This is a genomic window from Pseudoduganella sp. RAF53_2 (genome assembly GCF_052113985.1).
Lineage (GTDB): Bacteria > Pseudomonadota > Gammaproteobacteria > Burkholderiales > Burkholderiaceae_D > Rugamonas.
In genome coordinates this window covers 1-13014 of sequence record NZ_JBFRDW010000087.1, presented here as the reverse complement: position 1 = coordinate 13014, position 13014 = coordinate 1, and the positions used below count along the sequence as shown (strand labels likewise).

General features: G+C 61.2%; 13 protein-coding genes and 1 pseudogene. 7 read left to right on the top strand and 7 right to left on the bottom strand.

Features of this window, described 5'->3' with window-relative positions; genetic code table 11:
- Positions 1-16: 16 nt before the first annotated feature.
- The gene (locus AB4Z11_RS07735) at positions 17-1999 is read right to left on the bottom strand and encodes an aminotransferase class V-fold PLP-dependent enzyme (RefSeq protein WP_442024074.1); all 1983 of its coding nucleotides are present in this window, start codon (positions 1997-1999) and stop codon (positions 17-19) included.
- Between the two features lie 99 nt (positions 2000-2098).
- Between AB4Z11_RS07735 and AB4Z11_RS07730 the strand changes: the two genes are divergently transcribed.
- Both AB4Z11_RS07730 and AB4Z11_RS07725 read left to right on the top strand, forming a co-directional pair.
- Positions 2099-2581, top strand: coding sequence for an Lrp/AsnC family transcriptional regulator (locus AB4Z11_RS07730; RefSeq protein ID WP_442024072.1), 483 nt, complete (start codon positions 2099-2101; stop codon positions 2579-2581).
- 7 nt (positions 2582-2588) lie between these two features.
- Positions 2589-3728 carry an HPP family protein gene (locus AB4Z11_RS07725; RefSeq protein ID WP_442024070.1) on the top strand — a complete coding sequence of 380 codons (1140 nt, stop codon included), beginning with the start codon at positions 2589-2591 and terminating at the stop codon, positions 3726-3728.
- Positions 3729-3745: 17 nt separating this feature from the next.
- Here AB4Z11_RS07725 and AB4Z11_RS07720 read toward each other — a convergent pair whose 3' ends face one another.
- A complete protein-coding gene (locus tag AB4Z11_RS07720) occupies positions 3746-4378 on the bottom strand; it encodes a retropepsin-like aspartic protease family protein (protein WP_442024068.1) in 633 nt (210 codons plus the stop codon).
- Between the two features lie 195 nt (positions 4379-4573).
- On the opposite strand from AB4Z11_RS07720, the gene AB4Z11_RS07715 reads away from it, so the two are divergent.
- From AB4Z11_RS07715 to AB4Z11_RS07700, 4 genes are all read left to right on the top strand, one after another.
- A complete protein-coding gene (locus AB4Z11_RS07715; RefSeq protein ID WP_442024066.1) occupies positions 4574-6385 on the top strand; it encodes a DUF885 domain-containing protein in 1812 nt (603 codons plus the stop codon).
- A gap of 339 nt (positions 6386-6724) precedes the next feature.
- Positions 6725-7141 carry a VOC family protein gene (locus tag AB4Z11_RS07710; protein WP_442024064.1) on the top strand — a complete coding sequence of 139 codons (417 nt, stop codon included), beginning with the start codon at positions 6725-6727 and terminating at the stop codon, positions 7139-7141.
- A 153-nt stretch (positions 7142-7294) separates the two neighbouring features.
- Entirely contained in the window at positions 7295-7714 is a 420-nt protein-coding gene (locus AB4Z11_RS07705) for a DUF4019 domain-containing protein (RefSeq protein WP_442024062.1), read from the top strand.
- Positions 7715-7795: 81 nt separating this feature from the next.
- Complete coding sequence (locus AB4Z11_RS07700; protein WP_442024060.1) at positions 7796-8008, top strand: hypothetical protein; 213 nt, start codon at positions 7796-7798, stop codon at positions 8006-8008.
- A 39-nt stretch (positions 8009-8047) separates the two neighbouring features.
- Here the strand turns inward: AB4Z11_RS07700 and AB4Z11_RS07695 are convergent, their stop codons facing one another.
- A complete protein-coding gene (locus AB4Z11_RS07695) occupies positions 8048-8494 on the bottom strand; it encodes an acyl-CoA thioesterase (RefSeq protein WP_442024058.1) in 447 nt (148 codons plus the stop codon).
- A 154-nt stretch (positions 8495-8648) separates the two neighbouring features.
- Here AB4Z11_RS07695 and AB4Z11_RS07690 point away from each other — a divergent pair, with 154 nt between their 5' ends.
- The gene (locus AB4Z11_RS07690) at positions 8649-10076 is read left to right on the top strand and encodes an ATP-binding protein (protein WP_442024056.1); all 1428 of its coding nucleotides are present in this window, start codon (positions 8649-8651) and stop codon (positions 10074-10076) included.
- Here the strand turns inward: AB4Z11_RS07690 and AB4Z11_RS07685 are convergent.
- The 4 genes and pseudogenes from AB4Z11_RS07685 to AB4Z11_RS07670 all read right to left on the bottom strand — a co-directional run.
- Entirely contained in the window at positions 10011-10325 is a 315-nt protein-coding gene (locus AB4Z11_RS07685) for an Mpo1-like protein (protein WP_442024054.1), read from the bottom strand. The genes AB4Z11_RS07690 and AB4Z11_RS07685 overlap by 66 nt on opposite strands.
- Complete coding sequence (locus AB4Z11_RS07680; RefSeq protein WP_442024052.1) at positions 10291-10935, bottom strand: ArsR family transcriptional regulator; 645 nt, start codon at positions 10933-10935, stop codon at positions 10291-10293. Before AB4Z11_RS07680 ends, AB4Z11_RS07685 begins: the two co-directional genes overlap by 35 nt.
- 47 nt (positions 10936-10982) lie before the next feature.
- Entirely contained in the window at positions 10983-12017 is a 1035-nt protein-coding gene (locus tag AB4Z11_RS07675) for a LacI family DNA-binding transcriptional regulator (protein WP_442024050.1), read from the bottom strand.
- Positions 12018-12125: 108 nt separating this feature from the next.
- Positions 12126-13014, bottom strand: a pseudogene (locus tag AB4Z11_RS07670) (alpha-glucuronidase); the annotation flags it as partial.

The following is a 13014-nucleotide window of genomic DNA, read 5'->3' as shown; positions in this document are numbered from 1 at the left end:
GGATAGAACCGGTAACTCAGGCGGCCAGCGCCAGCGCGGGGCTGGCCAGGGCGAGGCCGCCGTTCAGGGTGTAGGCTTGGGCGTAGCCTAGGCGGCGCAGGCATTGCGCGGCTTTGGCGCTGCGGTTGCCGCTGCGRCAGAAGAAGACCAGCGGGACTTGCGGCTGGGCCGATAGCCACACCGGCAACTCGTCCGCCAGACGGCTGAGGGGGACACTCAAGGCCGAGCGTCCGCCGGGAATACAGGCCGCGTGCTCGAAGCGTTCGCGCACGTCAACCAGCAATGCATTCGGATGCGCCATCAGCAGCGCTTCCAGCGAGGCGCTGTCCAGCTGCATGCCGGCGAAGGAACCTCGCCCAGCCTGCGCTTCCGCACGCAGGCTGGTGCAGCAGGCATTCTGGGCTTCACGTGCGGGACACAGCAGCGTCTCCGGCGATACCCAGCGCGCCAGTTCGTGCGATGCCGCATCGCCCGTGAAGGCGTAGTTCACTTCCGATGCCGACAGACGTTCGCTGCCTTCGCCCAGCAGATAAGCCAGCTGGGTGTGATTCAACGCCACGCGCTGCAGCAGTTGTCCGCCGAGACGCAGGGCGTCGCCGTCCACCGGCCACGCTCCGCCATCGCGCGTGCTCAGACGCGCGGTCAGCGTGTAGCCGTGGCGGCGCAGCAGGCCATCCACGCGCGCCGCCAGTTCCGGCTGATGATCGATCACCACGCAGTGGCGCGATTCTTCGTCGCATACCAGCCAGGTGTGGACGCCGTCCGCAGTCAGCTGCAGTACGCCACCCAGGGTTTCAGTTTCGGCCGCGGCATCGGCCAGCAGGCCGGATGCGCTCAGCGCGTGGCCGCAGCGTTCGATGCGCGCACAGGCTTCAGCAATCGTGGCTTCATCGACCAGCGGACCAAAGGACATGCGCACCGCGCTCGCGCTGCGCCATTCCGGCAAACCCATGGCATCCAGCACATAGCTCGGCGCGGCCTTGGCGGCGGAGCATGCGCTGCCCGCGCTGACGCGCACGTTGGCGGCGTCGAATACGTCCAGCAGCTCCTTGCTCGACAGGCCAGGCACGGAGAAATTCAAAGTCGTCGGCAGCGCCTTGTCGAACGGCGCGTTGAAGACGATGCCCGGCAGCGCGCGTTTCAGACTGTCGGCCAGACGAGTACGGAAACCTTGCAGTTCACTGTGGGTGCGGAAGGTCCCGCCCTGTTCCAGCGCAGCCAGTACGGCGCCCAGCGCTGCGATACCAGCCATGTTTTCGGTGCCGGAGCGATTGCCCGATTCCTGTCCGCCGCCCATGATCAGCGGCGTGTACGGCGCGCCTTCGCGCACGTACAGCATGCCTATGCCTTTCGGTGCATACAGCTTGTGACCGGAGAACGGTGCGTAGTCGATGCGCGTGGCCTGCAGGTTCAGCGCCAGCTTGCCCAAGCCCTGCACGCAATCCACCATCCACAGCGCTTTCGAATCCTTCATCAGCGCTTCGATGCCGGCCAGGTCGGACGTCACGCCGGTTTCATTGTTCGCCGCCATGGTGCAGACGAAGGCCGCTTCCGGCAGCAGCTCGCGCAGCGCTTGCAGGTCGTGACGGCCTTCGCCGTCGACCGGCAGCCTGGCCAGTTCGAAATCCAGTCCGAGCAGACGGTTCCAGTGCTCCAGCGCCTGCGGCACGGCTTTGTGCTCGGTGGCGCCGTACACCAGCAGCGATCCGACCGGCTCACCGCGCTGACGCCGCTCACGCAATGCGCACAGGGCGGACAGCACCGCCGTCTGGATGCCCTCGGTGGCGCCGCTATTGAACATCAGGCGTCCGTTACCGGCACCGAGCAGGCGCACGGCGCGTTGACGCGCGGCGTCCATCATGGCCTTGGCTTTCAGGCCGGTGGCGTGGGTGCTGCTTGGATTGCCAAAACAATCACGCATCGCCGCCATCGCCGCTTCAATGGCGGCGGGCAGGACGCAGGTGGTGGCATTGCCGTCGAGGTAGATTTCCGTGCTCATAGGGATAGCTTAAGCGTTAGACCGGAAGTATTTATTCCAAATTCTCCCCATGCAACGTAATATTTAGCATATCCATGCTACTTTTGCGAGTTTAATAGAATGAGTGAACTTGACCGCTTTGATTACGCTATCCTGGGTGCCCTGCAGGTGGATGGCACTCTGTCCGTGGCTGACCTGGCGGAAAAGGTAGGTTTATCCTCGACGCCCTGCTGGAAACGCCTGAAACGACTGGAGGAGGAAGGCTATATCGACCGCCGCGTGGCCATCGTCAACCGACGCAAAGCGGGACTTCCGGTTACCGTTTTCGTCAGCGTGCGCACCAGCCAGCATGATGAGAAGTGGCTGGCCAGGTTTGCCGCTGGCGTGATCGCCCTGCCCGAGGTGCAGGAATTCCACCGCATGAGCGGCGATGTGGACTACTTGCTGAAGGTGGTCACGACCGACATCGAAGGCTACGACCGTTTTTACAAAAAGTTAATCAAAGTCGCTAACCTGACAGGCGTTTCCTCGGCGTTTTCAATGGAGCAAATCAAATATACAACCTCGCTGCCGCTGCACCTTGTCTCAACAGGCGTGGGATAATGGCGGGATGTTTAAAGCCTTCCTGCCCGTCAAAAATACCACCAGCCCTGTTGAAAGACTCCGCGCCTGTGGCGGCGCGCTGATTGGGCTTTTACTCACCGCCTTGTGTGCGCACTTCCTGCTGGGCGATCACGCCATCTGGCTGGTCGCGCCGATTGGTGCATCTTCCGTGCTGGTATTTGCCCTGCCTGCCAGCCCGATGGCGCAGCCGTGGGCGGTATTCGGCGGGAATGTGGTGTCCGGCCTCGCCGGCGCTGCCTGCGTGAAGTTCCTCGGCACCGATCCGTATGTTGGCGCAGCGGCTGCTGCGGCGGCGATTGCGTCGATGTTTGCGCTGCGCTGCCTGCATCCTCCGGGAGGTGCGGTGGCGCTGACCACCGTGATCGGCGGATCGGCCATTCATCAGATGGGTTTTGGTTTCGCACTGGGTCCGGTGGCGATCAACTGCGTGCTGCTGCTCGTGGCGGGCATCATCTACAACAACCTGACGGGCAAACGCTATCCGCACGCGCAGATTCTGACGCATCCCAATCCACACGCGACCAAGGACGACGTCCCCACTGTGCGCATGGGCTTCCGCCCGGAAGATCTGGATGCGGTACTGAAGCAGCACAACGAGGTACTGGACATCAGCCGCGATGACCTGGAAGAGATCTTCCTGAAAACGGAGATGCGCGCCTACCAGCGCCGCTTCGGCGCCATCAACTGCGGCGAGATCATGTCGAAGGATGTGGTGACGGCGGAATTCGCAACGCCGCTGGCACAAGCCTGGAAGGATATCCGCGGCCACCACATCGCCGCCCTGCCCGTGCTGAACCGCGCGCGCCGTGTGATCGGCATCGTGACCCAAAGCGATTTTCTCCAGCACGGCGGCCTGGATGACGGCTACAAGACCATGCGCGAGCGCCTGGCTCACTTCCTGCAGCCAAGCGGCACCACGCATTCGGAAAAGCCGGAAGTAGTGGGACAGATCATGGTCAAGCACCCGCGCATCGCCCGCACCGACACCCCGATCACCGAGCTGGTGCCACTGATGGCCGACGCGGGCTATCACCACATCCCGGTGGTCGATCAGGACAACCGCTTCGCCGGCATCGTCACGCAGTCGGACGTGGTGGCGGCACTCTACGAAAACCGCCTGGCTTAAATGGGGACGGCCCCCATTTAGTTTTTGCGGGTCAGCGTCATGGTGGTGCCGTCGCGGCGCATTTCGAAGTGATTGAGGAAGTTATTCCCTAGCAGGACCATCGGCAAGCCGCCGTCCATGATCACGGCTTCGATGTTGCTGATCTCGGTGTCCGCCACCTTCAGCTTGTCGACTTTCACCAGCCAGGTTTCCTGCAAGCCGCCCGCCGTTTTGGCGAAGCCACGCTTGCCCTTCAGGCGAAAGTCGATCCCCATGCGACGCGCTTCGAAGCCGGGAATGGACAGCATGGTCGCGCCTGTGTCGACCATCATGCGCGTCGGCACGCCGTTGATCTCGCCCGGTACAACGTAGTGGCCATTCGGGTCCGCGTAAAACACGAGATTAGGCGCGACAAGGGCCGCCGGTGCATTGGCGAACTGTCCCAGCTGCGCGGTGTAGCGTTTGCCGTTCTCCTCCAGCGTAACGCCGCTGCTGCTCACAGCCACCAGCTTGCTGCGGTCCGGCAGCGTGGCGCCGACCGGATAAACCTTGGCCGCCGCGCCATCCACCGACAGCAGCGCCTTTTCTTTCAGCACGCCGACCACGTTCACGTCCGCGTAGGCAGCGCCGCACAGCAGCGCCAGCATCGCGGCCAATATTGTTTTAAACATCCGCAAATCCCTTTCCGTCCGACAGAGGGTAAATCGTGACCTTGTTAGCAGGACATTATGCCAGTCCGGCGCGTGGCTCTCTCCTTTTGCCGCGATTGCTGCATCGCGCAAACAGGCGCACTGGCTGCTGAGACGGCGATCGCGTATCCTTGTCGCTTCTTCTTTCCTCGGGAACCAAAAAAGATGAAGCATGGTATGACTCTCGGCGCGATCGCCGCCGCTGTCCTGCTGGCCTGGGCGCCTGCCCAAGCCGCCACTCCAGCCGCCGCAAAAACGGCCAGCTTTGAGAACGCGCCCGCCAAAAGCGCGCCGMAAGCCCGCAAACAATTCCTGGTCCTGGCCGATGAATACTGGGACGCGGTCGCCAAGTTCGATCCGGTAAGCGCCACCCAGAACGGTGACAACCGCTTCGATGACCAGATCGGCATGGCCATTGCGCCGGCCGAGCGCGCCAAGCAGTTCGACCGCTACCGCGCCTTCAGCAAGCGTCTGCATGCGATTCAGCGCGCGCAGCTGAACCGCTCCGACCGCATCAGCTATGACGTGCTGGCTTTCGAGCTGAAGACCCTGCTGTCTTATGAGCCGTTCCCTGAGCACCTGCTGCCGATTAATCAGATGGACAGCATTCCCGTCACGCTGGCGAACTTCTCCAGTGGTGAAGCGTCGCAGCCGCTGACCAATGTGGCGCAGTACGACGCCTACCTGAGCCGGCTGAACCAGTTGCCGGGGTGGATCGACCAGGCTATCGCCAATATGAAGGAAGGCATGGCCAAGGGTATCGTGCAGCCGAAGGCGATCATGGTGTCCGCCCTGCCCCAGTTCCAGAAGCTGGTGAGCGAAGCGCCTGAGAACAGCATCTTCTATACGCCGGTGACCAAGTTCCCGGCGGAGTTCAGCGATGCGGACAAGCAGCGCCTGTCTACGGCGTATCACACTGCTATCGGCGAGAAGCTGAATCCTGCACTGGCCAAGCTGGCGGCCTTCCTGGAGAAGGAATACATTCCGGCCTGCCGCAGCAGCACCGGCCTGTCCGCCCTGCCGAACGGCGCGGCCTGGTACCAGGTGCGCGTGTCCGATTCCACTACCACCCAGATGACGCCGGACCAGATCCACAAGATCGGCCTGGAAGAAGTGGCGCGTATCCAGGGCGAATTCGCCAAGCTGGGTCCGAAGCTGGGCTATGACGGTCCCGCCGCCGGTCTGCCAGGCTGGGTGGCGCAGCAGCCGAAGTTCTTCCCCTTCAAAACCGAAGGCGAAGTGCAGGCTGTCTACCAGAAGCTGAACGGCGAACTGGATACCAAGCTGCCGGCCCTGTTCACCCTGGTGCCGAAGGCCAAGCTGGATCTGCGTCTGGAACCTGAACTGAGCCGCGATACCGCGTCCGACCATTACACCGCTCCGGCGCTGGATGGCTCGCGTCCTGGCGTGTTCTGGTCCGTAGTGACCGATCCAAGCAAGTACGGCAGCACCGGCATGACCACGCTGTTCCTGCACGAAGGCAAACCAGGCCACCACTTCCACATCGCCCTGATGCAGGAACTGGACATGCCGAAGTTCCGCAAGCTGGGCGGCAATACGGCCTTCACCGAGGGCTGGGCGCTGTATGCGGAAACCCTGGGCAAGGAGATGGGCCTGTTCGACGATCCGGCCCAATATTTCGGTCACTTGAACGACGAGCTGCTGCGCGCCACCCGCCTGGTTGTGGACACCGGCATGCACGCCAAGGGCTGGACCCGCGAGCAATCCATCCAGTACATGAAGGACACCCTGGGCTACGACCAGACTGCGAAAACTGAAACCGAACGCTACATGGCGTGGCCGGGTCAGGCGCTGGCGTACAAGGTCGGCGCGCTGAAAATCCAGGAACTGCGTCACCGCGCGGAGAAGGCACTGGGCGACAAGTTCAGCCTGCCGAAATTCCACGCCATCGTCCTCGGCGACGGCACCGTCCCGCTCGCCCTGCTGGAGCAGAAGGTCGATGCCTGGATTGCGGCTAATCGCAAGTAAGCTTCACGTCTCATAACGCTGCGAGGCTGATGAACTATCGGCCTTGCAGTGCCCACCCCGTGCACTCCTCACCCGCATCCTGTTGCAAGCCGGGGGCGTACATGTCTTGACTTGCTAAATTGATTTTTATCTGTCATGTTGGCACTTCTGAAGTCGTCAATTTCAACGGAGACTACGCTTGGAGCCCAGCCATGATCCTATGGCGATCAACCAGGTGGTGCTTCTCGTGGTGGGCTTATGGAGCGTCATGGCGTTGCTRATACCTGCCATCGTCGTTTTCTTCGCGCTTAAGCATTCACCTCAGATGTCCTAAGCACTCAGGCCGGGAGGCGCAACACCATGGAATCGAATCGCTCTATCCCTCAAGCGCGGATTATTCCGGAGCTTGCGTACCCAGACGTCAATGCCGCCGCCGAGTGGCTTGTGAAGGCCTTCGGTTTTTCAGTTCGCCTCCGCATCGCTAATCATCGTGTGCAGATGGAGTTTGGTACGGGCGCTGTCGTCGTTTGCGATGGCCCTGCTCCCAGTGCGGAAGCAAGTGCGTCTCACTCGATCATGGTCAGAGTGGCGAACGTTGACGAACACTATGCACGCGCAGTGGCAGCCGGCGCCAGGGTGTCGGGCGAACCTACCACCTATCCATACGGCGAGCGTCAATACGCGGTCCGCGATTTGGTGGGGCACCGCTGGGTCTTCTCGCAATCAGTAGAGGATGTTCATCCCAGCACGTGGGGCGGTGAGCTCGCCGGCGGCTAGTGTGCGGCCACGTGGTATTTAACGATACGCGAGCGGGGCTTCTGGTCACATGGTTACATCCAGATCGGAGCAAAGGCTCGGACGGATTGTGACAATGCGAGGAAATTCAAAGGGATTGGGATGATATTCTCCCAGCACCAAAGGAGAGCACTCATGCGCAAAGTCTTTGCTTCAACAATGATGACCTTCATGATGGCCAGCGCGTATGCCGCGCAGCCTGATGCTGACGCTGTCGAAAAAGCGCAGTTGGCCGCACAGAGCTGGCTTGCTTTGGTCGATGCGAGCCAATATGCCGCGACCTGGGATCAGGCGGCCAAGGTTTTCCAATCAGCGATCCCGAAAGCCAATTGGGAACAGGCGGTAGCTGCCGCCCGTTCGCCAGCGGGCGGTATGGAAAAGCGAGTTCTGGTCTCCGCCTCGTACACGGAGAAACTGCCGGGGGCACCTGCAGGCCAATACGTCRTCATTCAGTACAAGACCGACTTCGCGAACAAGCACTCGGCGATTGAAACGATTACGCCGATGAAGGATGCCGACGGAGTGTGGAGAGTTTCCGGCTACTTCATCAAATGACCCTGGCGTGGGACCTGCAGGCGAAAAGCGGCAGGTCCGCCGTAAGCATTACATCAGTTGTGCAGCTGCATGCAGCGCTGATTGGCCCGCCGCTACCATGCCATCGTTCAGTCCAGCGGAAATCCGACACGGAAAATAGCTGAGTTCACAGTCGTGGCGCGCACCACCAGACAAGCCAAGCAAAAAGTCAGGCAATATTTGCGCTCGGTGGGTCTTGAGGAAGCAGCAGACAATGATGTCGACGCCACAGACATCGGCAACGAAGTGCTGCGCGAACTGCCGCTGATCGTGTAAACGCAGCCGCCGCATGCAGCCGCGGCGGCCGCGCTCTGATTACTTCTTCATTTCGTAGCGTTTGATGCGCTTGATCACGATCTCGGGCAGGGCCGTGATTTGCTTCTGGTGGTTGGCAAAGACGATTTGCTGGCGTCCCACCGACACCTGGTGGCCGTCGGCGTAGAAGCGGAATTCAAGCCAGAACGAGCAGCGCTTCACGTCAAAGGTGTTCACTTCGCAGCGGATGTCCTGGAAGGGGAAAGTCTCTTGCAGGTAGTCCTGTTCAGCGTGTTTGGTGATGAACACGCCCTCTTTTTGCAGCATGTCGCGGGAAATGCAGTCGAAGAACCACTTTTCGCGGCAGATGCCTTGCCACTCGAAGTAGCGGGCGAAGTAGGTGTTGCCGTAGGCATTGGAATCCTTGAGGAAAATCGACAGTTGATGGTGGAAGGTCAGGTCGGCAATGACGACGGAATCGTTGGCTACGGCGGCGTGCATAAACATGTGATTTTCTCCTTATAAGTGGTGGTTGAACGGCAACTGGCCGGACATCGACACTTATTGCGGATTGGCATGAAGCACTGTTGACAAAGATCAATACTTCTTTAAAAACTGACTCTTAGTATGTTGATACTTAGACATTCATCAAGCGAACGCGATGTATTCGATCCTGCCTGCACTTGTTTCGGCGTTGTTTATCGCTTACGGCATTTACGTGCTGAGTTCGCGCGGGCCGAGTCGCGTCGCCCTCACCTTTTTCCTCGTCTGCACGACCACCTTCAGTTGGCAGGCCGCCTGGGCCGTGCTGTTCCAGCTGCGCGATGAAGCRCCGGCCATGGCGGTGGCCCGGCTCGGCTACCTGTTCATTCTCTTCCTGCCCACCACGCTCTACCATTTCATCACCGAGCTGACCGGCTCGAAAAACGAGCGGCCCCGGGTGTACGGCAGCTACACGCTGGCCTTCATGATGGGCATGCTGCTGCCCACGTCGGACATGGTGTTGGGCGGACTCAACCGCTACTTCTTCGGCTTCTATCCGCGCGCGGGACTGCTGCATCCCGTGCACCTGCTGCAAACGGTGGTGGTAGTGTGTCGCGGCCTGTGGCTGCTGTACCGCCGTCAGCAAGTGGCCGTGTCCACTGAACGGGTGCGGCTGCGCTACTGCCTGTTGAGTGTACTGATCTACTTTGCCGCAGCGGTGGATTATCTGTGCAACTACGGCTTCGCCTTTTATCCGCCCGGCGTGATTTTCATCGTTGCCAGCCTGGGACTGATCGCACAAGCCATGGTGCGCCACAATCTGCTGGCTGACCCGATGGCCGCGGCCGCCACCATTGCGCACGAGATGCGCACGCCGCTGGCGACCATCCGCAGCCAGACGCGCGTACTGGCGCGCAGCCTGCCTGAGCTGATCGCAGGCTATCAGCCCACGCCCGAATCGCCGCTCGGCGCAGCACAGCTGGCTTACCTGAGCGAGATCGCGCGCAGTATCGAAGCCGAGGTATCGCGCTCCAACTTCATTGTCGACATGCTGCTGGCTTCGGCCCGCGATGGCGTGTTCCACAGCGAAGGCTTCCGTCTGCACTCAATTCGGCAGTGCGTGGAGGAAGCGCTGTCCTGCTATCCCTTCGCGGGCGCCGAGCGCGACCAGGTGCGCGTGTACGTGCGCGCCGACTTCCGCTTCCACGGCTCGGACGTGCTGCTGATGTACGTGCTCTACAACCTGCTGAAAAATGCGCTGGTGGCAGTGAAGGCGGCGGGACGCGGTTCGGTCGAAGTGGAATGCTTCGCGCGCGAGCGCTGCAACTGGCTGGTGGTAACCGACACCGGCCAGGGCATCGCGGCCGACGTGCTGCCGCATGTGTTCGATCCCTACTACACCACGCGCCGCACGGGCGGCGGGACAGGCATGGGCCTGGCGTTCTGCCAGCGCGTGATCTCAGCGTTCGGCGGCACCATCCGCTGTGAATCGGAAGCGGGCTGCTACACCCGCATTTCGATCGGACTGCCGCCGGTACGCTTACCAGGCAATGCGTCCCGTGAGCATGTCGCGGAACATTACCCAGTCGCCCATGAGGCTAAATAGCGGGTATTTGAACGTCGCGGGACGGTTGTGTTCGAAGAAGAAATGGCCAACCCAGGCGAAGCCGTAGCCGACCACGGGCAGTAGCCACAGCAGGTTCCATTCCCTGGTGATGAGTGCAGCGGCGATTAGCGCCAGCACAATGGTCGAGCYGACGAAATGCAAGCGGCGGCAAGTCTGGTTGCGGTGTTCGTTCAGGTAGAACGGGTAAAACTCTTCAAAAGTCTGAAACCTCTTCTGCGTCGTGTCCATCGTCGGCCTCCGTCTGGGTTTCTTTGATGATGTTATCGAGATCGGTTTCGTCGCCCAATACGAAAACTTTGCGGTCTTCCAGCATTTTCAGGATGAATGGCTGCTGTTCGCGCAGGCGGCGCTGGAAATCGGGCACGGAATACAGATTGGGGTAAATCTTGCGGCGCAGGATGCGCTCCGCCACGGGAATGCGGCTCAGCAGTTCGCCATAGGTCGTGTTCTCGCCGATCAGCAGCAGTTCGATGGCATCGGTCGCGCCTTCCTGCTCGCGCGCCGTGGCGCCATAGACGAAAGCCACGTTGAGCTGCTTGCGCATGGGCGCCAGCGCGGAGTTCAGCACGCTGATGAGACTGAAGGTTTTTTTGACGATGCTGGCCAGCTCGTCATACACGAGATTATTCTTGTTTGGGCGGAATTGGCGGACGTTGCCAATGCGTTCGGAGACGATCAGTCCCGATTCATGCAAACGCTTGAGTTCCCGCTGAGCGGACGCGCTGCCCAGCCCGGTCAAGCGCATGATTTCATTGAGGTGGAATCCCTCATTCACGCGCACAAACAGCAAGCCCAGCAGTTTTTGCTGGGCGGGAGTAAACAAGGCCGAGGCGATCATAGACCAAATCTTAGCATGATCGACCCCGGCCCGGAATCAGGAATGACTCAGGATTTCAAACCGATCTTGGTGGTCGGACGCAAACGTGGCGCCGCATCCGATTGGCGGCGAATCAGCGAGAAATCCATCAGCAGATGCTCAGGCCCCTCTGGTGCGCCTTCCCGCTCGGCGCGGATCTGGCGTACCAGGAATTTCACGGCCGTCTCGGCCATATCGGCAATCGGCTGGCGCACGGTGGTCAGTTCCGGCCAGATGGTGGTGGCCAGCGCGGTATCGTCGAAGCCGGCCACGGTCAGGTCGCCTGRCACGTCCAGGCCCATGCGGTGGGCGATGGCGACGGTTGCCGCTGCCATATCGTCATTGCTGGCGAAGATGGCCGATGGACGATGCTCCTGTGACAGCAAAGTCTCTGCCGCGTCCAGGCCGGAGCGGTAGGTGAACAAGCCCTGCACGATCAGGTCCGGCGAGCTGGCGACGTTGCGGTCGGCAATGGCGGCCTTGAAGCCAGCCAGGCGGCGCGCCGATGCGGTCTGATTCGGATGGCCGATCACGAAGCCGATGCGCTGGTGGCCAAGCGAAATCAGGTGATTGGTCATGGCGTAGGCGGCCTGGTAGTCGTCGATGCTGACGGCGCTCACGCGCTTGTCCGGCAAGCCGCAGGCAACTGCAACGGCGGGCGTTCCGGCCTTGGCGATCAGGTTGATCAGGCCCGGCACATCGCACAGCGGCGGCGGCAGGATGATGCCGTCCACACCGTTGTCGATCAGGCGCTGGGTCTTTTCCTTCCACTGCTCGCCCTCGCACTTCTCGACCACCAGCTGCACATTGTTCAAGCTGGCCTGGTTCAGCAAGCCGACCAGGAATTCGGTCAGGTAGCCCGCGGACGGGTTACTGTACAAGAATCCAATGCGGATCGCACGCACGCCCGCGAGACGGCGCGCGGCCTGGTTCGGCACATAGTTCAGTGCTGCTACCGCTTCGTCCACTTTTTTGCGCGTGCTTTGACGCACATTCGGGTCGCCGTTCATCACGCGCGATACCGTCATCGGCGATACGCCCGCCAGTTTGGCTACGTCCGACATCGTCGGCGCTCCCGGCTTCGCGGCTGGCTCCACGTCCGGTTTACCCTGATTTCTCGCCATCTTACTTACGTATTGTTATAACAAAAGTGGACTCTACCACAGTGGTAATTAACCGTGGCCCGGGGCATACGGGAATCGCAGGGACTTGTAGTATTCCAGCGTCTGCGCGGGTGCTTTCACTCCCGGCGGCAGCGGCAGGCCGTTCACCGACTGGAAATAGGCGATCGACGCATCACGCCACCACTGCGCTTCCTTCAACTGCAGCGCAAGCCGCTGCGCGGTTTCTTCGTAACGCTGCTGGTCGATCATCGGCTTGAGTTTTTGCCAGCGCTGTTGCATGTCCGCGACTTGCGCCACGCCGTGGTCGTAGTGCGCAATCATGTCGGCCCATAGCGTGCGGCCGGACGGCATCTTGTAATCCCACGGCAGATGGTGGAACCACAGCAGATCGGCTTGCGGCGTGGTGTGCGGATCGGCGTACAGGCGGGCGATCTCCGGCGAATACTGGGCCAGCGCATTGCTGCCCGTCGCGCTGCGGTCGAAGCCGATTCCGTTCTTGTCGGCCTTGTGATAGTAGACCGGGTTCCAGTCCGGACGACCCAGGTTGTCCACCCACGGCGCCGGGCCGTGGTGGTGGCCCGTGCCCATCACGTGGTGCAGGCCCAGTGGCGTCATGTAATCGACGACGGCTTCGCGCGATTCAGCCATGATGTCGGTGATCGCATCGGCCGCTTGCGGAGTAAAGGTGAGGGAGGCCCACTCTTTCGCAATGTCGCGCGACGAGGCCTGCGGATTCCAGGCCAGGCGTCCGAAGGCGTACCAGTTGGCCTGATCGAAGTGCGAACCGCTCCAGTTGCGCGAGCTGCCGATGTTGGCCACGCCGGCCATGCCGGTCAGATGACCGCCGTCTTCCAGCACTTGCGCCACGGTCGGGCCTTTGCCCTTCATCCTGGTGTCGCTGTGCAGGGTTTCTTCAAACAGGGTGCCAAGGTAAGCC

Bases quoted from the DNA above. Each gene is read 5' to 3' on its own strand.
- AB4Z11_RS07720 (WP_442024068.1), bottom strand. From the start codon at position 4,378: ATGTTTAAAACAATATTGGCCGCGATGCTGGCGCTGCTGTGCGGCGCT.
- AB4Z11_RS07695 (WP_442024058.1), bottom strand. From the start codon at position 8,494: ATGTTTATGCACGCCGCCGTAGCCAACGATTCCGTCGTCATTGCCGAC.
- AB4Z11_RS07730 (WP_442024072.1), top strand. From the start codon at position 2,099: ATGAGTGAACTTGACCGCTTTGATTACGCTATCCTGGGTGCCCTGCAG.
- AB4Z11_RS07725 (WP_442024070.1), top strand. From the start codon at position 2,589: ATGTTTAAAGCCTTCCTGCCCGTCAAAAATACCACCAGCCCTGTTGAA.
- AB4Z11_RS07680 (WP_442024052.1), bottom strand. From the start codon at position 10,935: ATGATCGCCTCGGCCTTGTTTACTCCCGCCCAGCAAAAACTGCTGGGC.
- AB4Z11_RS07710 (WP_442024064.1), top strand. From the start codon at position 6,725: ATGGAATCGAATCGCTCTATCCCTCAAGCGCGGATTATTCCGGAGCTT.